This is a genomic window from Paracoccus sp. (in: a-proteobacteria) (assembly GCF_039808215.1).
Lineage (GTDB): Bacteria > Pseudomonadota > Alphaproteobacteria > Rhodobacterales > Rhodobacteraceae > Paracoccus.
In genome coordinates this window covers 1-18,938 of record NZ_JBDHSP010000040.1, presented here as the reverse complement: position 1 = coordinate 18,938, position 18,938 = coordinate 1, and the positions used below count along the sequence as shown (strand labels likewise).

Below are 18,938 nucleotides of genomic sequence, written 5' to 3'. Positions count from 1 at the left end.
CGTGGGAGCCCTGAACCTTGCCAAAGTCAGCAAATCCTTCGGCTCGACCGATGTCATCAAGGGCGTGGACCTGCAGGTGGCGGACCGCGAGTTCTGCGTCTTCGTCGGCCCCTCGGGCTGCGGCAAATCCACGCTTTTGCGCATGATCGCCGGGCTCGAGGATGTAAGCTCGGGCGATGTCATGCTGGACGGGGCGCGCATCAACGATCTGGCCCCGGCAAGGCGTGAAATTGCCATGGTCTTTCAAAGCTACGCGCTTTATCCGCATCTGTCGGTGCGCGACAATATGGGCCTGGCGCTGAAACAGGCCGGCACGCCCCGCGCAGAGATCACCGCGGCCACCGACCGTGCCGGTGAGATGCTGCTGTTGTCGCAGCTGATGGAGCGGCGCCCGGCCGAGTTGTCGGGCGGCCAGCGCCAGCGTGTCGCCATCGGCCGCGCCATCGTGCGCCGCCCGAAGCTGTTTCTGTTCGACGAGCCGCTGTCAAACCTCGATGCCGCGCTGCGGGTGCAGACCCGGATCGAGATCGCCCGCCTGCACCGCGAACTGGGCGCCACGATGATCTATGTCACGCATGACCAGGTCGAGGCGATGACCCTGGCCGACAAGATCGTGGTCTTGCGCGCCGGCGTGGTCGAGCAGGTCGGCCGCCCGATGGATCTGTATAACGACCCCGACAATACCTTTGTCGCGGGTTTCATCGGCAGTCCGCAGATGAATTTCCTGAAATCGGGCCGGCTGGGCCTGGCCTCGGACAGTCTGGGCATCCGCCCCGAGCATCTGACCCCGGTCGCGGCGGGCGGGCGCATCAATGGCCGCGTCAGCCATGTCGAGAAGCTGGGCGGCGAGACCCTGGTCTATGTCCAGACCGAGGATCACGGCCTGCTGACCCTGCGCCTGTTCGGCGAGCGCGATTTCAGCGTCGATGCGCCGGTCGGGCTGGATTTCGACCCGGAACGCGCCTTTCATTTCGACGCCGCGGGGCAGCGGCTGCGCTAGCGGTCAGATCACCAGCACGCCCGAGTGCTTGGCCTTGTGTTCCGGCTCGACATGGATGGTGATCATGGCGCCGGGCAGCTTGCGCTTCAGCGCCTGTTCGATGCGGTCGCAGATGTCATGCGCGGCATCGACCGTGGTCTGGCCGTCCACCACCAGGTGAAAGTCGATGAAGGTGCGCGGGCCGGCGTGGCGGGTGCGCAGGTCATGCGCCTCGATGGCGCCGGTCGCCGCGTCCGAGATGGTGTTGCGGATGTCGCCGAGCGTCTCGTCGGCCACCGCCTCGTCCATCAGCCCCGAGAGCGAGCGCGTCATCACCCTCCAGCCCGACCACAGGATGTTCAGCGCCACCAACGCCGCCAGCGCCGGGTCGAGCACCGCCCAGCCGGTGACCACGGCCAGCGAAACGCCGACCAGCACCCCCGCCGAGGAGATCACGTCCGACAGCAGATGCTGACCATCCGCCACCAGCGAGGGCGAACGCAGCGCCCGGCCGCGGCGGATCAGCACCAGGCACCAGAAGCCGTTGATCACCCCGGCGAGGCCGTTGATCAAGAGCCCGGCCAGTGGCGCGTCCAGCAGCCGCGGCGCCTGGAAGGCGTACCAGGATTCGCGCAGGATCAGCAGCGCGGCAACGATGATCATCACCCCCTCCAGCACGGCGCTGAAGAATTCGGCCTTGTGATGGCCGTAAGGATGGTCGCGGTCGGCGGGTTTGGCGGCGACGCGGATGGCAATGAGCGCCGCCACCGCGGTCGCCACGTTCACCGTGCTTTCCATCGCATCCGACATCAGCGCCACCGAGCCTGTCAGCCACCAGGCCAGCGTCTTCAGCGCCAGGACGATCAGGCCGATGACGATGCTGCCGACGGCAAGTCTTTCGGTCGCGGACATCTTCGTTCCCCTGCTGCGGGCGATAGGGCTGCTCTGTAACCCCCATGTCGCCCGGCGCCAAGCCCTGAGGCGTGCGTGGGGGCCGGAGTGCCATCCCGGGACGACCGGAGCCAGGGCAGAAGTCGCGGCGCCCGCCTTCAGGGGGTGCAGGGTGACCGTTGCGCCGGGACCCGACGCAGCACGCCATCGGCCACCAGTTGTCCGGCCGTCGCATCAGTCTTGATCTGGGTTGCGCCGCCAGGCGCGTCGAACCAGGGTGCGGCACCGCCGATCTTGACCGGCAGCGGTGAGGTCACCCTGTAGACCGTATAGGTCAGGCTGGCGCAGACGGTCGGCAGGGCGCGGGCGTCGAAACTGGCGCCTTTCGGGGTGAAAAAGCGCCCATGCTCGGATCCGAAGCGGTCCAGCAGCACCCCTGCGGGCAGCACCACATAGCTGCCCTGGCCGTCGAATCCGTCATTCGGGGGCCAGCGGAAATCGCCGTCCCTGATCCATTTGGCTGCGAGGTCGGGACGGGCATTTTCGGGCATGGTGGCCGGCGGTGCGGTATTCTGGGACAGATTGGCGCAACCGGCAAGGGCAAGCAGGGCGACAGCCGCAAGATGGCGCATGGGAAAACCTTCTGGAAAACAGATTTGCCTTGGCAGAAGGCTGGGCCGAATTTGCAGCCAGGGCAAGCAGGAAACTCTTCCTGCGCGCGGCGCCAGTGCCGTCGTTACAACCCAACGGGGTTCGATCTGTCGAAGGAAGGGGCCGCTTGCGGCCCCTTTTGCGCATCACTCGGCGGGAAGGGCCACCAGATCCTCGACCTCGGCGATGGGATGCTTCAGATGCGGCAGCATCTCGCGCGGGCAGGCCTGCAGGAAATTGGCCTTTTCCGCGGCCCAGTCTTGCAGGATGTCGGCGGCGCGGCGCGAACCGGTCTCGGCCAGGTGGCGCTCGATCAGACCCTTCAGCTCGGCCTCCCAATGCGCTTGCGTCACCGGGCACAGGATCAGGGTCTCGGCGTTGACATAGGCGCGAGCCAGGCCGTCGGGGTCATAGAGATAGGCCATGCCCCCGGTCATGCCGGCGCCGAAATTGCTGCCGATGCGCCCGAGGATCACGGCGACGCCGCCGGTCATGTATTCGCAGCCATTGCTGCCGCAGCCCTCGATCACCACCTTCGCGCCCGAGTTGCGGACCGCGAAACGCTCACCCGCGCGGCCGGCGGCGAACAGATGGCCGTCCGTCGCGCCGTAAAGCACGGTATTGCCGATGATGGTGTTTTCCGCCGCGACCAGCCGGCTGTCCATCGGTGGGCGCACCACGATGGTGCCGCCCGACAGGCCCTTGCCGACATAGTCATTGGCGTCGCCCGAGACCTCGATCTTCAGCCCCGGCGCGGCGAAGGCGCCCAGCGACTGCCCGGCATTGCCGGTCAGGCGCACCGTCAGGTGGTCGGGCTGCAGCTTGTTCTTCATGCCGAAGGTCTGCACGATCAGCGACGAGGTGCGGGTGCCGATGGTGCGCTGGGTGTTCCTGACCGCATAGCTGAGCTGCATCTTTTCGCCGTCCGAGAAAAACCGGCCGGCGTCGCGGATGATTTCCGCATCCAGCGTGTCGGGCACCGCGTTTCTCGGCTTGCTGCGATCATAGACGATGCGTTCCGCGCCATCGACGGTGATCAAGAGCGGGTTCAGGTCCAGATCGTCCAGCGACTTGTCGCCGCGGCTGACCTGGGTCAGCAGGTCGGCGCGGCCGATCACCTCATCCATCGAGCGCGCGCCGATCGAGGCGAGGATCTCGCGCACCTCGGTGGCATAGAAGGTGATCAGGTTTACCACCTTGTCCGCGCTGCCATTGAACATCGCGCGCAGCTTTTCGTCCTGGGTGCAGATGCCGACCGGGCAGGTGTTGGACTGGCACTGGCGCACCATGATGCAGCCCATGGCGATCAGGGCGGCGGTGCCGATGCCGTATTCCTCGGCCCCCATCATCGCCGCCATGACGATGTCGCGCCCGGTGCGCAGGCCGCCGTCGGTCCTCAGCGTCACGCGTTCGCGCAGGCGGTTCATCGCCAGCACCTGATGCGCCTCGGTGAGGCCCATCTCCCAGGGCAGGCCGGCGAACTTGATGCTTGTCGCCGGGCTGGCACCGGTGCCGCCGTTGTGCCCCGAGATCAGGATGATGTCCGCTTTCGCCTTGGCCACGCCCGCCGCGATGGTGCCGACGCCACTGGAGGCCACAAGCTTGACGGTGATTTTGGCGCGCGGGTTGATCTGCTTCAGGTCATAGATCAGCTGCGCCAGATCCTCGATCGAATAGATGTCGTGATGCGGCGGCGGGCTGATCAGCGTCACGCCCTTGGTCGAATGGCGCAGCCGCGCGATCAGCTCGGTGACCTTCATGCCCGGCAGCTGCCCACCCTCGCCGGGCTTTGCCCCCTGGGCCACCTTGATTTCCAGCTCTTCGCAGGCGTTCAGATATTCGGCGGTGACGCCGAAGCGGCCCGAGGCCACCTGCTTGATCTTGGCGCAGGGGTTGTCGCCATTCGGCAGCGGCACCGCATGCGCCGGATCCTCGCCGCCCTCGCCGGAATCGGATTTCGCCCCGATGCGGTTCATCGCGATGTTCAGCGTCATATGCGCCTCGGGCGAGAGCGCGCCCAAGGACATGCCCGGCGTCACGAAACGCTTGCGGATCGAGGTGATCGATTCCACCTCCTCCAGCGGCACCGGCCTGCCCAGGGGCTTGATGTCCAGAAGGTCGCGGATGTGGATCGGCGGATTGGCCCGCATGGTGGCGGTGAACTGCTTCCAGATGTCATAAGAGGCCTTTTCGCAGGCCAGCTGCAACAGCCGCATGGTGTTCGATTCCCAGGCATGCTTTTCGCCCGTGCGCCGCGCCTTGTAAAAGCCGCCCACCGGCAGCAGATCCGCGGCATGGCCGGCAAAGCCGCGCGCATGCGCCTCGGCCAGCTTGGCCTGCAGCCCGTGCAGCCCGATGCCCGAGATGCGCGACTGCATGCCGGGGAAATATTCCGCCACCATGGCGCGCGACAGGCCCACCGCCTCGAAATTCAGCCCGCCACGATAGGAGGACAGCACCGAGATGCCCATCTTGGCCATGATCTTCAGCAGCCCCGCGTCCACCGCCTCGCGATAGCGCGTCATGATGTCGATCAGATTGCCCGCGAGCAGCCCGCGTTCGATGCGCTCGGCCAGGGTGTCCTGGGCCAGATAGGGGTTCACCGTGGTGGCGCCGCAGCCGATCAGCACCGCGACATCATGCGGGTCCACGCATTCCGAGGACCGCACGTTCAGCGAACAGAAGGTGCGCAGCCCCTTGCGCGTCAGCCAACTGTGCACGGCGCTGGTCGCGAGGATCATCGGCACGCCGATGCGCGCCGCCGAGATGCCCTCGTCGGTCAGGATGATGTGGCCGGCGCCCGAGCGCACCGCGTCCTCGGCCTCGGCGCGGATGCGCGCCAGCGCCTCGGCCAGCGATTCGGGACCGGCCTCGGCGGGCATGGTGCAGTCGATCTGCGTCGCCTGGTGCTGGAACATGCGCGTCAGCTCCTCGAACTCGCCATTGGCGAGGAACGGGCTTTCCAGCATGGTGATCTCGGTATGGGTAGAGCTTTCCTCGAGCACGTTCTTGAGGTTGCCGAAACGCGTGCGCAGGCTCATCACCCGGCTTTCGCGCAGGCTGTCGATGGGCGGGTTGGTCACCTGGCTGAAGTTCTGGCGGAAATAATGCGCCAGCGGCCGGAACTGGCGCGAGAGCACCGCGGGGGGCGTGTCGTCGCCCATCGAGGCGATGGCCTCCTTGGCGTCCTCGGCCATCGGCACCAGCACCTGTTCGATCAGCTCGACGCTATAGCCGACGGCGATCTGGCGCCGGCGCAGGTCCTCACCGGAAAACAGCGCCATCTCGGGCAGTTGCGCCATCAGCTCCGAGGGCTGGACGACCTTTTCCACCCAGTCGCCAAAGGGCTGGCTGGCCGCCAGGTGATCCTTGATCTCGCGGTCGTGGTAAAGCCGCGCCTCGGCCATGTCGACGGCGATCATCTGTCCCGGCCCCAGCGCGCCCTTTTCGCGCACATCGGCCTCGTTCACCGGCACCATGCCGGTTTCCGAACCCGCGATCAGCAGGTTGTCGTCGGTCACCACATAGCGCATCGGCCTGAGCCCGTTGCGGTCCAGCCCGCCGCAGACCCAGCGCCCGTCGGTCATGGCCAGCGCCGCCGGCCCGTCCCAGGGCTCCATGACCGAGTTGCAATAGGCATACATGTCGGCCCAGGCCCTGGGCATGTCGGTGGTGGCCTTGGACCAGGCCTCGGGGACCAGCATGGTCTTGGTCATCGGCGCGTTGCGCCCCGAGCGCACCATGACCTCGAAGACCGCATCCAGCGCCGCCGAATCGGACGAGCCGGCGGGGATGATCGGCTTGATGTCCTCGGCCATCTCGCCGAAGGTGCGGCTGGCCATGCGGATCTCGTGGCTTTTCATCCAGTTCGAGTTGCCTTTCAGCGTGTTGATCTCGCCGTTATGGGCCAGCATGCGGAAAGGCTGCGCCAGCCACCATTGCGGGAAGGTGTTGGTGGAATAGCGCTGGTGATAGATGGCAAAGGCCGATTCAAACCGTTCGTCGCGCAGGTCGGGATAGAATTCCGCCACCTGCTCGGCCAGCATCATGCCCTTGTAGATGATCGAGCGGCACGACAGCGTGCAGATGTAGAGCCCGGCGATCTGCGCCGCGATCGCCGCCTTCTCGATGCGGCGGCGGATGATATAGAGTTCGCGCTCGAGCTGTTCGTGGTCGATGTCCTTTTCGCAGCGGATCAGGATCTGTTCGATCTCGGGGCGGGTGGCATTGGCCTTTTCCCCCAGGACGGCTGTGTTCACCGGCACATGCCGCCAGCCGTAGATATAGTGGCCCATGCGCAGCACTTCGGATTCGACGATGGTGCGGCAACGTTCCTGCGCCGCGAAATCGGTGCGCGGCAGGAACACCTGGCCCACCGCGATCAGCTTGGACTGGTCGGGCTCATGCCCGGTGCGGCGCACCTGGTCATAGAAGAAGGGCACCGGGATCTGCACATGAATGCCGGCGCCGTCGCCGGTCTTGCCGTCGGCATCGACGGCGCCGCGGTGCCAGACCGCCTTCAGCGCGTTGATGCCGTTTTCCACCACCTTGCGGCTGGCCTTGCCCTCCAGGCTGACCACCAGCCCGACGCCGCAGGAGGAATGCTCGTCCTCGGCCCGGTAGAGCGAATGTTCGGCCATCCAGTCGCGGCGCGCCTGTTCCTGCTCTTGCCAATCGCGCATGTCGCGGTTCGTCACGTCCGTGCCTCCTGTTGCAGCTGCCGCAGCGGTGCGGGAATCCGGTCCCGGACCATCTGCAGGTCGCAGTCATATTCTGGTGTGGTGCTGCCAAAGCCGGGCTGGCCGGGAAAGGCAAAGCGCACCGGGCTGTCATTGGTTTCCTGGCGTGCGCCGGTCCAGTCGTCGGATGTCTCGACCCCGCCATAGAAGCGGCCCTGCGCGCGGCTGATGAACTGCTGGCCGCGGCGGCGGATCAGCACGTCGCCGGTCTCGCCGAAGGTGGTCAGCTCGAAGCGGGTAACCTCCAGGGGCACGCCGTCGATCTGCACCGTCTCGCCGGTCAGTTCGTCATGGCCGACATGGTGCAGCCGCTCGCCACTGTTCGAGCGCGTCCAGAAGTCGAAATCGTCGCGCCCCTCGGCCAGCAGCGTCGAGAAGGAGGCATGGTCCCGGGCCTCGTCCTCGAGCCGGTCGATCAGCCCGCTGTCAAGATCGACGCTTTCCATCCAGCGCGTCTCGCGGTCGATGCGCGACTGGTAGCTGGCGCCCTCGGGGGTGAAATAGACCACCCACTGGTCGCCCGGCGCATCGCCCGTACAGCGATAGTGCTGCGAAACGGTGCAGGAGCGGTTCTGCACCGTCACCTCCAGCCGGCAGCCCTCGGGCGGGGTGAAATTCGCCGCCGCGGCCGGCAGCGCCAGCAGCAGGGCGGCGGCAAGGGCGGCGGGCGGGATCTGCGGCAGCGTTGCCATGGTCGCCCCCTATTCCGCCGCCATGCGGGCGGCGCCCGACAGATAGCCCATGATGCTGTCGGCGGCCTCGCGCCCGTCGCGGATCGCCCAGACCACCAGACTGGCGCCGCGCACGATGTCGCCCACGGCATAGACTCCGGGCAGGCTGGTCTGATGCGTCTGGAAATCGGCCTTGATCGTGCCCCAGCGCGTCACCTCGAGGCCGTCGACGCCCCAGAGCCGCGGCAGGTCCTCGGGCTCGAACCCGAGCGCCTTGATGACCAGGTCGGCGGGTTCGTCGTAATCGGCGCCCTCGATCAGTTCCGGGGTCTGGCGGCCGGACACGTCGGGCTGGCCCAGGCGCATGCGCTGCACGCGCACGGCGCTGATGGTGGGGATGTCGCCCACGTCGTCCATGTCGCGTTCCTGTGCCTCCATCGCTTCGCCGGTGACATGGCCGCTGAAGGCGCCGGGGGCGGAAAGCCAGACGAATTCCACGCCCTCTTCCTCGGCGTTCTGCACCTCGCGCTGGCTGCCGGGCATGTTGGCGCGGTCGCGGCGATAGAGGCATTTCACCGATTGCGCGCCCTGGCGGATGGCGGTGCGCACGCAGTCCATGGCGGTGTCGCCGCCGCCGATGACCACGACGCGCTTGCCGCGGGCGTTCAGCTCTCCGTCCTCATAATCGGGGATCTCGTCGCCCAGATCGATGCGGTTCGAGGCAGTCAGATAGTCGAGCGCCTTCACCACGCCGCGGGCCTCGGCATTGTCGATGTCCAGGTCGCGGGTCTTGTAGACGCCGGTGGCGATCAGCACCGCGTCATGCTTGCCGCGGATGGCGTCAAAGCTGATGTCGCGGCCGACATCGGCGTTCAGCACGAATTCCACCCCGCCATCGGCCAGCAGGCGGTTGCGCCGCTCGACCACCTGCTTTTCCAGCTTGAAGCCGGGGATGCCATAGATCATCAGCCCGCCGGCGCGGTCGTGGCGGTCATAGACGCTGACCTGATAGCCCATGCGGCGCAGTCGGTCGGCCGCCGCCAGCCCGCCCGGCCCGGCGCCGATGATGCCGATGGATTCGGGCCGCTCGTGCGCTGGGGCAATGGGGGCGACCCAGCCCTCCTCCCAGGCGGTGTCGGTGATGTATTTCTCGATCGCGCCGATGGTGACGGTGCCGTGGCCGGCCTGTTCGATGACGCAATTGCCTTCGCACAGCCGGTCCTGCGGGCAGATGCGGCCGCAGATCTCGGGGAAGGTGTTGGTCTCCTGCGCGCGCAGATAGGCCTCTTGCGTGCGGCCCTCGGCGGTCAGGCGCAGCCAGTCGGGAATATTGTTGTGCAGCGGGCAATGGCTCTGGCAATAGGGCACGCCGCACTGGCTGCAGCGGCTGGCCTGTTCGCGCGCCTTGGCATCGGCGAACTCACGATAGATCTCGTGGAAATCCTCCGAGCGCGATGCCGCGTCACGCTTTTCGGGCATCTCGCGCCCGATGGTGACGAATTTGAGCATCTTCTGCGTGGCCATGGCTGCGCGTCCTTCATAAGGCGGTGTTCATTCGCCTGTTATGACAGTCCACGCGGGCAATAAAGTCAGGCAGGCTGACCTGTTTTGCGTTTTTCTGGACTTTCCTGCGCCGGGCCGGGAAAAAAAACTGAAAATGAGTCAGTGCAGGCTACCTATTTGCCTGCAAAAGCAGCAGTGCCAGGATTCCGACCAGAATGCGCCACCAGGCGAACAGCCCGTAGCCATGCGCCGAGACATAGTCCAGCAGCCGCCTGACCACGAACAGCGCCGCCAGAAAGGCGCAGACAAAGCCGATCACGATGTCCCCCACCGCCGCCGCGTCCAGGATGTCGCGATTCTTGTAGAGGTCGAAGGCAAAGGCCCCCAGCATGGTCGGCATGGACAGGAAAAAGCTGAACTCGGCCGCTGAGCGCTTGTCGGCGCCCAAGACCAGCGCCCCGGCGATCGTCGCCCCCGAGCGCGAGACCCCGGGGATCATGGCAAGGCACTGGATGAAGCCGATCTTGACCGCCATGGACAGCGGAAAATCCTCGGCCGCGTGATGGCGCGGGTTGCGGGCCAGACGGTCGACGAACAGCAGCACGATTCCGCCCAGGATCAGCATGATCGCGATCAGCGCCGGGGTCTCGAACAGCACCTGCTTGATGATGCGATGCGCCAGCACCCCGATCACCACCGCCGGCAGAAAGGCCAGCGTGACGGCCAGGATGAAGTGGCGCGCGCGCGCGTCATGGCGGGCGCCGGAAAAGATCCGCCACAGCCGCCCGGCATAGACCCCGAGGATGGCAAGGATCGCGCCCAGCTGGATCAGCACCTCGAAGGCGCGGCCCGGCGATTCGAAACCGAGGAAATGCCCGGCCAGCAGCACATGGCCGGTCGAGGACACGGGGATGAACTCGGTCAGCCCTTCCAGCAGACCGAGGACGGCAGCGACAATGGTGTTCGACGCCATCAGCCGTTGCGCAGGTTCTTGGCCGAATCGGTGATCGCCTCGAATTGCCCCGAGGGGCGGAAGCGCCACAGATATTCCGTGATCACCGCCGAGGTGGCGGTGGGGGTGATGCCCAGATCGGCCAGCGTGCGCACGCCGGTGCCGACGCAGTTGGGCAGCCGCAGGGTGCGCGCCTGGTCCTGGGTCAGGATGCGGTTCGTCACCAGCCCGCCGGTCATCGCCTGGCCCGCATCCAGTACCGCGCCCATGGCGCCGGCCAGCCAGTGCGGCAGGCCGATGACGGCGCGGCGCCGGCCGGTGGCCTCCAGCACCTGCCGGGCCACGTCGGCCATGCACAGAACCTCCGGGCCGCCCAGTTCATAGATCCCGGGCGCGGCCTCGCCTGCGGCACCCATGGCGGCGGCCTGGGCCACGTCGGCGACATGCACCGGCTGCACCTCGGTCCTGGCGCCGGGCACGAACATGAGCGGACCCAGGCGGGACATCGCGGCGATGCGGTTGTAGAACGTGTCGTCGACGCCGAACATGATCGAGGGGCGCAGGATCACCGCCGCGGGGAAATGTTTCAGCACCTCGGCCTCGCCGCGACCTTTTGACGCGGCGTAGCGGCTGGGCGAGCCAGGGTCCGCCCCCAGCGCCGAGACATGCACCAGCTGCGCCACGCCCTTGGCAGCGGCGATGCGGGCGATGCGCGCCGCGGCCTCCTCATGGATCGATTCGAAGGTGTTGCGGCCCTCATGCACCATGATGCCGACGCAGTTGATCACTGCATCCGCATCCGCCATGCAGGCGGTCACCGAAAGGTCGTCGCGCACATTGCAGGGCACGGGCTCGACCTGGCCGGGACGGCCATAGGTGCGCACGGTGCCGGCCTGGTTCGGGCGGCGGACGGCGACGCGCACGCGCCAGCCCTGCGCGGCCATGATCCGGGCGATCTGCCGGCCCAGGAATCCAGACCCGCCATAGATGGTGACAAGCTTGGTTGCGGACATGCGTCGCTCCTTTCGTGGCGTGCTTGTCCGTTCAATAGCCAAGGCTTTCGCCTGCGGCAAGCCGTGGTCGCAAGCCAGCGACGATCGCATCCGCCACGCGCAGCGCATTGGCGGCGATGGTCAGGCTGGGATTGACCCCGTTCGAGGTCGGCATGAACGAGGAATCGGCCACATACAGGTTCTCGAGACCGTGCATCCGGCAGTCGCGGTCCAGCACGCTGGTCGCCGGATCGTCGCCAAAGCGCAGCGTGCCGCAGGGATGGGCAAAGTTCAGCTGCGGCGCGGCGCCCATGAACATCGCCCGATGCGGCCGGAACGCCGCGCGCATCGCCTTGCGAAAGGCGCGGCGGCGCTCTTGCAGCTCATCCGAGATGTCATAGTGAAAGCGCAGCCGCCCGGGGTCGCCGGGCTCGGGCAGGACGCGGTTGCCGCCATAGGGCAGGTCCTCAAGCACGCCGACGAACAGTTTCGCATTGCCCAGCAGCCGCGCCGCGACCAGGGCCGGGATGCGCAGCCCGTGGCGCAGCGGCCGCAGCCGGCGCAGCGGCGACTGGTCGAAACGGCCGTTCATCGCGTGCAGGATCTCGCCATAGCCGGCGCTCAGACCCATGGACTGCACGGTGCCAAAGCGCTGGCCGAAGGTGAAATACAGGTCGCGCAGGCTGATCGAGCGCGAGGCACCGCCCTCGGCCTTCAGATTGCCGGCCCAGATGGCGATGATCTCGCTCAGGTGAAACATCAGGTTGCGCCCGACGAGGCCCGAGCGGTTGCCCAGCCCCTCGGGCCAGGCCTCGCTGCGCGAACCAAGCAGCAGCGCCGGCGAGCCGAGCCCGCCCGCCGCCAGCACATAGCGCCGGGCCGAGAGGGTGAATTCGCGCCCCTCGCGGCGGCAGGTCAGGCCGGTGACGCGCCCGGCATCGGCCTCGATGCGGATGACGCTGCAGCGGTCAAGCAGCGCCGCGCGCCCGGTCTCCAGCGCCGGCAGCACCCCGGCGGTGCGCCCGTCCATCTTGCAGCGGTTCGGGCAGCGCCGGCCGAAGCAGCTTTCGCAGCCGGGCAGAAAGCGCGCCGCCATATGCGTGCGATAGGGGTGCATGCCGGCGTGGCGCAGCTCCTCCATCAGCGCCGCGTCCGAGGCCGGCAGCGCCAGCACCGGCGGGCGCAGCCGGGCCCCGGCCGGGGCCAGCGGGTCGGCCTCGCCGTTGATGTGATAGATCTCTTCGGCCAGTTCGAACCAGGGCCGCATCTCGTCATAGGTGACCGGCCAGCCGCCGGTCGGATGCGGGCGGCCCTCGACCGGCTCAAGGTCGTGGCGCTCGGGCCGTTCCAGCGTCGCCGCATAATAGGCCGACGTGCCGCCGACGCCGGCGCCGATCATGCCGTCCAGCTCGCACCAGGTGCCGTCCAGTTCCGCCTCGAGCAGGCTGGGCCAGGCGCCATTGGCCAGGCGCTCCTCGGGGTCGCGGCTTTCGATCCCGAGGCCGCTCAGGGCGCTGTCGCCCAGGTCGGGGCCCTTCTCGAGAAACAGCACCGACAGCCCGGCCTCGGCCAGGCGGCGCCCGGCGCTGCCGCCGCCGATGCCGCTGCCGATCACGATGGCATCCCAGCGGCGGGAAACGAGATCGTCCATGAATACCCCTTAAAGAACTGGACTGGTGACAGAATCCGCGCGGGCAGGCTCCGTGCCTGCCCCGTCCTAAGCGCCTCGCGCATCGGCGGGCAAGCTGACTGAAAGGATAGGGCCGGCGCGGGCGGGCAGTCAAACGCCCATGCTGCGGGGTGTCGGCGGGGGTGCGGAAAAACTTTTCGCCGCGGCGAAGAATTTTGCCGATCCCCCGTTGACACCCCCTGCGGCTGGCCTTAATCACCCGGCTCACGCGACCTGCCCAGGTGGCGGAATTGGTAGACGCGCACGGTTCAGGTCCGTGTGCCGCAAGGTGTGGAGGTTCGAGTCCTCTCCTGGGCACCAAGACAAAAACCGCGCAAGCCTTCGGGTTTGCGCGGTTTTTGCATTGAGGGCGGGCGCCTGCGCGGCCGTGACCCAGCCGGGGCCGCAGGAAAGGGGGGCAGCAGCATGATCCCACGTTTCGGACCGCCGCCGGGGCGGCGGGCCTATCGCCTGCGCCCGGGCGCCTATGCGCTGCTGATCCGTGACGGTGCAGCACTTCTTACGTTGCAGCTGCGCCCCGAGCGCGAATTCCAGCTGCCGGGCGGCGGCATCGACGAAGGCGAGTCGCCGCTGGCGGCGCTGCACCGCGAGGTGCGCGAGGAAACCGGCTGGAGCATCGGCGCGGCGCGGCGGCTGGGCGCCTATCGGCGCTTTTGCTACCTGCCCGAATACGGCTTCTGGGCGGAGAAACTCTGCACCGTCTGGCTGGCGCGGCCGCTGTTGCGGCTTGGCTCGCCGCGTGAGCCAGGGCACGAGGCGCATTGGCGGCCGCTGGCGCAGATCGAGCCGCTTCTGCCAGACCCCGGATCGCGCGCCTTCGTCCGCCTGGCACTGGCCGGCGGCGCGGGGGCGCGACGCCGCGCCTGATCGCCGGGAAAGGGACGCGCGCGGCGGCAGGGGTGGCGCTCAGCCGCTGGCCGGGCGCTGCCGCTCGACCAGCACGGCCGAGATGTCGTCGCTGCGCTGCCCGCCGGCATAATGCGCCGCCGACCAGCAGATCGATTCCAGCAGCGCGTCGCCCCGCAGCATGGCATTGGTGCGCAGGATGGCGTGCAGCCCTTCCTCGCCCAGCGGCTCGCCGCGGGCGTTCTCGCTTTCCGTCAGCCCGTCCGAGGTGATGAACAGCCGGTCGCCGGGGTTCAGCTGCAGGCGCAACTCCTCGTATTCGGCATGGGGAAAGACCCCGACCGGCAACCCGCCCTGGCCGATGCGCTCGATCCGGCCATCGGCGCGCTGCAGCACCGGATGGGGATGGCCGGCCTGCACCAGCCGCACCCGCCCGGACAGGAAATCCAGGTCGGCATAGATCATGGTGAAATAGGAATCGGTGCGCAGATCCTCAAGCATGAGCGCGTTCAGATGCCGCAGGACCTCGGCCGGGGGGCGGGCGTCGTGATGCCCGTCTTCGGTCGGGCGCAGCGCGACATTGTGTTCGGCCGCCCCCGAGAGCAGCGCCGTCAGCCGCGCGCTGAGCAGCGCCGCCGCCACGCCATGGCCCGAGACATCCAGCGCGAACAGCCCGGCCCGGCGGGCGTTGATCGGAAAGAAGCCGACCAGATCGCCGCCGATATGGCCGGCCGGCCGCATCAGCAGCGACAGGTCGAAATCGCCGAACCGGCCGTGCCTTTCGCGCACCAGCCCCTGCTGCAGGCGCTGCGCCTCGCGCAGGTCGCGGTCGATGGCGGCCTGGGTCTCGCGCAGCCGCTCGAGCGCCTCGCGCAGGTGGGAATTGGCATTGCGCAGGCTTTCTTCCATGCGCAGGATGCGTTCGCTGGCCGAAAGCCGCGCCAGCAGCTCCGCCCCCGAGACCGGCTTGGTCAGGAATTCATCCGCGCCCGCCCGCAGTCCCTCGGCCACGTCCTTCTTGTCGTTGCGCGAGGTCAGCAGGATGAAATAGCCATAGCGGTCCGACTGCATGTCCCGGAAACGGCGGCAGAATTCCAGTCCCGACTGCCCCGGCATCATCCAGTCCGAGATCACGATGTCGGGCCGGCGCTCATGGCAGAGCTGCAGCGCCTCATCTCCGGTGGCGGCCTCGAGCACGTGATAACCGGCGCGGATCAGCTGCACCGCCAGGGTGCGGCGCTGCGCACGGCTGCTGTCGACAAGCAGGACCAGCCGCCAGTTCTGCGGCATGGTGTTCAGGGCCTGGCCATCGAGGATCTTCATGCCCGACGGTCTAACCCGCCTGGGCTGAATCTTCTGTTAATATGGACAATCTTCGCGATTAACACGCCGGAGATGTGTTGTGTGCTATGGTGAAGGTGTGATTCCCCTGAGGGTTGTTCATGCTGGACTGGAACCGGATCAACGAACTGCGCGGAGAGGTCGGCGACGACGAATTCCAGCTGATCCTCGAACTGTTCCTCGATGAGGTCGAGGGCACGATGATGCGTCTGGTGCCGGGCGATGCCCTGCATCTTGAAACGCATCTGCATTTCCTCAAGGGCTGCGCCTGGAACCTGGGCTTTGCCGATTTCGGCAATCTCTGCGACGAGGCCGAGCGCCGCGTCGCCGCACAGGGCAGCGACGAGGTGTCGATCGAGGCGCTGCTGACCAGCTATGGCGCCTCGAAACAGGCCTTGATGCGGCAACTGGACGCGGCGCTGCATCCGGGAAAGGGCCGGCGCATCGCCTGAGCCAGGGTCAGATCAGGAATTCCGCCAGCACCGGGTCGCGGGTGATGTCGCGATAGCCGATGCCCGCGGCCTCGATCCTTTCGCGCAGGCGCTCGAGGTTTTCCGGCGCGGTGGTCTCGATGCCGATCAGCACCGAGCCGAAGTTGCGCGCGGTCTTCTTCAGATATTCGAAACGCGCGATGTCGTCCTCGGGCCCCAGCAGTTGCAGGAAATCGCGCAGCGCGCCCGGGCGCTGCGGCATGCGCAGAATGAAATAGCGCTTCAGCCCCGAGAATCTCTGCGCGCGTTCCTTGACCTCGGGCAAGCGCTCGAAGTCGAAATTGCCGCCCGAGCAGATGCAGACCACGCGCTTGCCCGAAAGGCCGGGGATGTCGCGCAGTGCGTCGATGGCCAGCGCCCCGGCCGGCTCCAGCACGATGCCCTCGATGTTCAGCATCTCGAGCATGGTGATGCAGATGCGGTCCTCGGGGGCGAGAAACACCTGCTCGGGGCTGAAGCGGCGCAGCCCGGCAAAGGGCAGGGCGCCGATGCGCGCCACCGCGGCGCCGTCAACGAAATTGTCCACCCTGGCCAGGGTGACCGGCTCGCCCGCCTGCAGGGCGGCGCGCAGGCTGGCGCCGCCTTCGGGTTCGGCGAATGCGGCGCGCGTCCCGGGCGACAGTTCCGACAGCAGCCGAATCACCCCGGCCGCCAGCCCGCCGCCGCCCACCGGCAGCACGATCAGATCGGGCGCGGCACCCAGCTGGTCCAGCAGTTCCAGGCCGACGGTGGCCTGGCCCTCGATGATGTCGGCGTCGTCAAAGGGCGACAGGAAGCTTGCCCCCCGCGCCGCGGCGAATTCCTGCGCCGCCGCCAGCGTCTGGTCGAAATAGTCGCCGGTCAGCACGATCTCGATGGCATCGCCGCCAAAGATCCGGGTCTTGTCGATCTTCTGCTTCGGCGTGGTCACCGGCATGAAGATCGTGCCCTTCGCCCCGAAATGCCGGCAGGCATAGGCCATGCCCTGGGCGTGGTTGCCGGCGCTGGCGCAGACGAAATGGCTATGTGCACCGGCGCCGATCTTGCGCATGGCGTTGAAGGCGCCGCGCAGCTTGTAGCTGCGCACCGGCGTCAGGTCTTCGCGCTTGAGCCAGATCTCGGCGCCGTATTTCGCCGAGAGATGGTCGTTTCTCTGCAAGGGTGTGGGGCCGAACAGGTCGCGCAGCGCGACCTGGGCCTGACGGACGGCGGCGGCAAAGTTTTCCATGTCCAGCGATTGCCGCGAAATCGGCATTTTTGCAAGCCCCGCCTTGCCCGGAAAGTTCCGCCCTCCTCTTGTGACATGCGGCGAATGCGCCTATCCCTGCCGAAATTTCCTTGGGGGTTATCCGCATGTCCGACGCGCCGAAGAAAGTCGTCCTTGCCTATTCGGGCGGGCTCGACACCTCGATCATCCTGAAATGGCTGCAGACCGAATATGGCTGCGAGGTCATCACCTTCACCGCCGACCTCGGCCAGGGCGAGGAACTGGAGCCGGCCCGCGCCAAGGCCGAACTGCTGGGCATCAAGCCGGGAAACATCCACATCGTCGATGTGCGCGAGGAATTCGTGCGCGATTTCGTCTTTCCGATGTTCCGCGCCAATGCCGTCTATGAGGGGCTTTACCTTCTGGGCACCTCGATCGCGCGGCCGCTGATCTCGCAGCATCTGGTCCGGATCGCGCATCAGCACGGCGCCGATGCCGTCGCCCATGGCGCCACCGGCAAGGGCAACGATCAGGTCCGGTTTGAGCTCTCGGCCTATGCACTCGATCCCGCGATCAAGGTGATCGCGCCCTGGCGGGAATGGGATCTGACCTCGCGCACGAAACTGCTGGAATTCGCCGAGGCAAACCAGATCCCGATCGCCAAGGACAAGCGCGGCGAGGCCCCGTTCAGCGTCGACGCGAACCTGCTGCACACCTCGTCCGAGGGCAAGGCGCTGGAAAACCCGGCCGTGGCCGCGCCGGAATATGTCTATCAGCGCACCGTTTCCCCTGAGGAAGCGCCCGATACCCCCGAATTCCTCGAAGTGACCTTCGAGCGGGGCGATGCGGTCGCGATCAATGGCGAGGCGCTGTCGCCCGCCAGCATCCTGACCCGTCTCAATGAGATCGGTGGCAGGCATGGCGTCGGTCGCCTGGATTTCGTCGAGAACCGCTTCGTCGGCATGAAGTCGCGCGGCATCTACGAGACCCCCGGCGGCACCGTGCTGCTCGAGGCGCATCGCGGCATCGAACAGATCACGCTGGACGCGGGCGCGGGTCACCTGAAAGACTCGATCATGCCGCGCTATGCCGAGCTGATCTACAACGGTTTCTGGTTCTCGCCCGAGCGCGAGATGCTGCAGGCGCTGATCGACAAAAGCCAGGAACATGTCACCGGCACCGTGCGGCTCAAGCTCTACAAGGGCTCGGTGCAGTGCGTGGGCCGCTGGTCGGATCATTCGCTCTACAGCGAAAAGCACGTGACCTTCGAGGAAGACGCCGGCGCATATGACCAGAAAGACGCGGCCGGCTTCATCAGGCTGAACGCCCTGCGCCTGAAGCTGATCGCCACGCGCAACGCCCGCGTTAGGTGACGCTTTGGTGGGTTGCGAATGTCTTGCCGGTGATATGCGTACGACAGAGGGACTCTGTTGCACAAATCAGTTTAGAGGATTCATCTCGTGAATCCAGCGTGGTAGCCGGGCTGCATGAGCAGACCGACGCCCCCGACCTGCAAGACCCGAAACTGGCCCGCCTACAACGCAGCGCTCAAGCGCCGTGGCTCGCTGACGATCCGGTTGGATCCCGCCATGACTTGGGCGGCCGCACCCACCGGCAAGTGCGGTCGCCAGTGCGACTACAGCGATGCTGCCATCCAGGCCTGCCCGACCATGAAAGTGTCAACGGCGGCGCAGAACCAGGCCAGTGGCGGTGGGACTGCGCCATGGCGCGTGCGCTGATCACATAGCTGGCGCGTGCCATGGCGCATTGGCCCCTCGGGGCCAATTCAGGGCTGTTTGATTTGGGATGGTCAGTGCCGTTTGCGGGCTGTGCTGTTGGCGAGGCGGTAGCTCTCACCATTCATTTCGAGAATGCTGACATGATGGGTCAGCCGGTCGAGCAACGCACCGGTCAGGCGCTCGGAACCGAAGAGCTATGGCTGAATTTGGGTGACGCGGCTTGATCATGCGGCGCGGCTTTGGCTGGCATCGTCAGCGGCGACGCCA

The 18,938-nt window shown here is 67.0% G+C and carries 14 protein-coding genes, 1 tRNA gene and 2 pseudogenes; 6 read left to right on the top strand and 11 right to left on the bottom strand.

The genetic code is table 11. The annotated features are described in order from the left end of the window. Window position 1: 1 nt before the first annotated feature. Window positions 2–1,000: an ABC transporter ATP-binding protein gene (locus WMK75_RS12715; RefSeq protein ID WP_347268028.1), complete on the top strand. Its 999-nt coding sequence runs from the start codon at window positions 2–4 to the stop codon at window positions 998–1,000. 3 nt (window positions 1,001–1,003) lie between these two features. Here WMK75_RS12715 and WMK75_RS12710 read toward each other — a convergent pair whose 3' ends face one another. From WMK75_RS12710 to WMK75_RS12675, 8 genes are all read right to left on the bottom strand, one after another. Further along, on the bottom strand, window positions 1,004–1,891 hold the full coding sequence (locus tag WMK75_RS12710; RefSeq protein WP_347268027.1) for a cation diffusion facilitator family transporter: 888 nt from the start codon (window positions 1,889–1,891) through the stop codon (window positions 1,004–1,006). 137 nt (window positions 1,892–2,028) lie between these two features. After that, window positions 2,029–2,502 carry a TNT domain-containing protein gene (locus tag WMK75_RS12705; protein ID WP_347268026.1) on the bottom strand — a complete coding sequence of 158 codons (474 nt, stop codon included), beginning with the start codon at window positions 2,500–2,502 and terminating at the stop codon, window positions 2,029–2,031. Window positions 2,503–2,667: 165 nt separating this feature from the next. Next, a complete protein-coding gene (gene gltB, locus WMK75_RS12700) occupies window positions 2,668–7,203 on the bottom strand; it encodes a glutamate synthase large subunit (protein WP_347268042.1) in 4,536 nt (1,511 codons plus the stop codon). Window positions 7,204–7,214: 11 nt separating this feature from the next. Next, entirely contained in the window at window positions 7,215–7,952 is a 738-nt protein-coding gene (locus WMK75_RS12695) for a hypothetical protein (protein ID WP_347268025.1), read from the bottom strand. Window positions 7,953–7,961: 9 nt separating this feature from the next. Beyond that, window positions 7,962–9,455: an NAD(P)-dependent oxidoreductase gene (locus tag WMK75_RS12690; protein WP_347268024.1), complete on the bottom strand. Its 1,494-nt coding sequence runs from the start codon at window positions 9,453–9,455 to the stop codon at window positions 7,962–7,964. Between the two features lie 148 nt (window positions 9,456–9,603). Continuing rightward, window positions 9,604–10,410, bottom strand: a complete 807-nt coding sequence (locus WMK75_RS12685) for an undecaprenyl-diphosphate phosphatase (RefSeq protein ID WP_347268041.1) — start codon at window positions 10,408–10,410, stop codon at window positions 9,604–9,606. After that, window positions 10,407–11,399, bottom strand: a complete 993-nt coding sequence (locus tag WMK75_RS12680) for a complex I NDUFA9 subunit family protein (protein WP_347268023.1) — start codon at window positions 11,397–11,399, stop codon at window positions 10,407–10,409. Before WMK75_RS12680 ends, WMK75_RS12685 begins: the two co-directional genes overlap by 4 nt. A 31-nt stretch (window positions 11,400–11,430) precedes the next feature. After that, on the bottom strand, window positions 11,431–13,029 hold the full coding sequence (locus tag WMK75_RS12675) for a GMC family oxidoreductase (protein ID WP_347268022.1): 1,599 nt from the start codon (window positions 13,027–13,029) through the stop codon (window positions 11,431–11,433). Between the two features lie 254 nt (window positions 13,030–13,283). Between WMK75_RS12675 and WMK75_RS12670 the strand changes: the two genes are divergently transcribed. Further along, a tRNA-Leu gene (locus WMK75_RS12670) sits at window positions 13,284–13,368 on the top strand. Between the two features lie 105 nt (window positions 13,369–13,473). Then, entirely contained in the window at window positions 13,474–13,935 is a 462-nt protein-coding gene (locus WMK75_RS12665) for an NUDIX hydrolase (protein WP_347268021.1), read from the top strand. A gap of 39 nt (window positions 13,936–13,974) precedes the next feature. Here WMK75_RS12665 and WMK75_RS12660 read toward each other — a convergent pair whose 3' ends face one another. Then, window positions 13,975–15,237, bottom strand: coding sequence for a SpoIIE family protein phosphatase (locus WMK75_RS12660; protein ID WP_347268020.1), 1,263 nt, complete (start codon window positions 15,235–15,237; stop codon window positions 13,975–13,977). 119 nt (window positions 15,238–15,356) lie between these two features. Here WMK75_RS12660 and WMK75_RS12655 point away from each other — a divergent pair, with 119 nt between their 5' ends. Then, window positions 15,357–15,707 carry an Hpt domain-containing protein gene (locus tag WMK75_RS12655; protein WP_347268019.1) on the top strand — a complete coding sequence of 117 codons (351 nt, stop codon included), beginning with the start codon at window positions 15,357–15,359 and terminating at the stop codon, window positions 15,705–15,707. Window positions 15,708–15,714: 7 nt separating this feature from the next. Here WMK75_RS12655 and ilvA read toward each other — a convergent pair whose 3' ends face one another. Next, entirely contained in the window at window positions 15,715–16,953 is a 1,239-nt protein-coding gene (ilvA, locus tag WMK75_RS12650; RefSeq protein WP_347268040.1) for a threonine ammonia-lyase IlvA, read from the bottom strand. A gap of 125 nt (window positions 16,954–17,078) precedes the next feature. On the opposite strand from ilvA, the gene WMK75_RS12645 reads away from it, so the two are divergent. Both WMK75_RS12645 and WMK75_RS12640 read left to right on the top strand, forming a co-directional pair. Continuing rightward, the gene (locus WMK75_RS12645) at window positions 17,079–18,305 is read left to right on the top strand and encodes an argininosuccinate synthase (protein ID WP_347268018.1); all 1,227 of its coding nucleotides are present in this window, start codon (window positions 17,079–17,081) and stop codon (window positions 18,303–18,305) included. Window positions 18,306–18,419: 114 nt separating this feature from the next. Next, a pseudogene (locus WMK75_RS12640) lies at window positions 18,420–18,611 on the top strand (transposase); the annotation flags it as partial. 131 nt (window positions 18,612–18,742) lie between these two features. Here the strand turns inward: WMK75_RS12640 and WMK75_RS12635 are convergent. After that, window positions 18,743–18,862 (bottom strand): annotated as a pseudogene (locus WMK75_RS12635) (ATP-binding protein); the annotation flags it as partial. Window positions 18,863–18,938: the final 76 nt, after the last annotated feature.

Coding starts and splice junctions, on each gene's coding strand:
- WMK75_RS12675 (WP_347268022.1), bottom strand. CDS start 13,029: ATGGACGATCTCGTTTCCCGCCGCTGGGATGCCATCGTGATCGGCAGC.
- WMK75_RS12710 (WP_347268027.1), bottom strand. CDS start 1,891: ATGTCCGCGACCGAAAGACTTGCCGTCGGCAGCATCGTCATCGGCCTG.
- WMK75_RS12690 (WP_347268024.1), bottom strand. CDS start 9,455: ATGGCCACGCAGAAGATGCTCAAATTCGTCACCATCGGGCGCGAGATG.
- WMK75_RS12680 (WP_347268023.1), bottom strand. CDS start 11,399: ATGTCCGCAACCAAGCTTGTCACCATCTATGGCGGGTCTGGATTCCTG.
- WMK75_RS12660 (WP_347268020.1), bottom strand. CDS start 15,237: ATGAAGATCCTCGATGGCCAGGCCCTGAACACCATGCCGCAGAACTGG.
- gltB (WP_347268042.1), bottom strand. CDS start 7,203: ATGCGCGATTGGCAAGAGCAGGAACAGGCGCGCCGCGACTGGATGGCC.
- WMK75_RS12655 (WP_347268019.1), top strand. CDS start 15,357: ATGCTGGACTGGAACCGGATCAACGAACTGCGCGGAGAGGTCGGCGAC.
- WMK75_RS12695 (WP_347268025.1), bottom strand. CDS start 7,952: ATGGCAACGCTGCCGCAGATCCCGCCCGCCGCCCTTGCCGCCGCCCTG.
- WMK75_RS12665 (WP_347268021.1), top strand. CDS start 13,474: ATGATCCCACGTTTCGGACCGCCGCCGGGGCGGCGGGCCTATCGCCTG.
- WMK75_RS12705 (WP_347268026.1), bottom strand. CDS start 2,502: ATGCGCCATCTTGCGGCTGTCGCCCTGCTTGCCCTTGCCGGTTGCGCC.
- ilvA (WP_347268040.1), bottom strand. CDS start 16,953: ATGGAAAACTTTGCCGCCGCCGTCCGTCAGGCCCAGGTCGCGCTGCGC.
- WMK75_RS12645 (WP_347268018.1), top strand. CDS start 17,079: ATGTCCGACGCGCCGAAGAAAGTCGTCCTTGCCTATTCGGGCGGGCTC.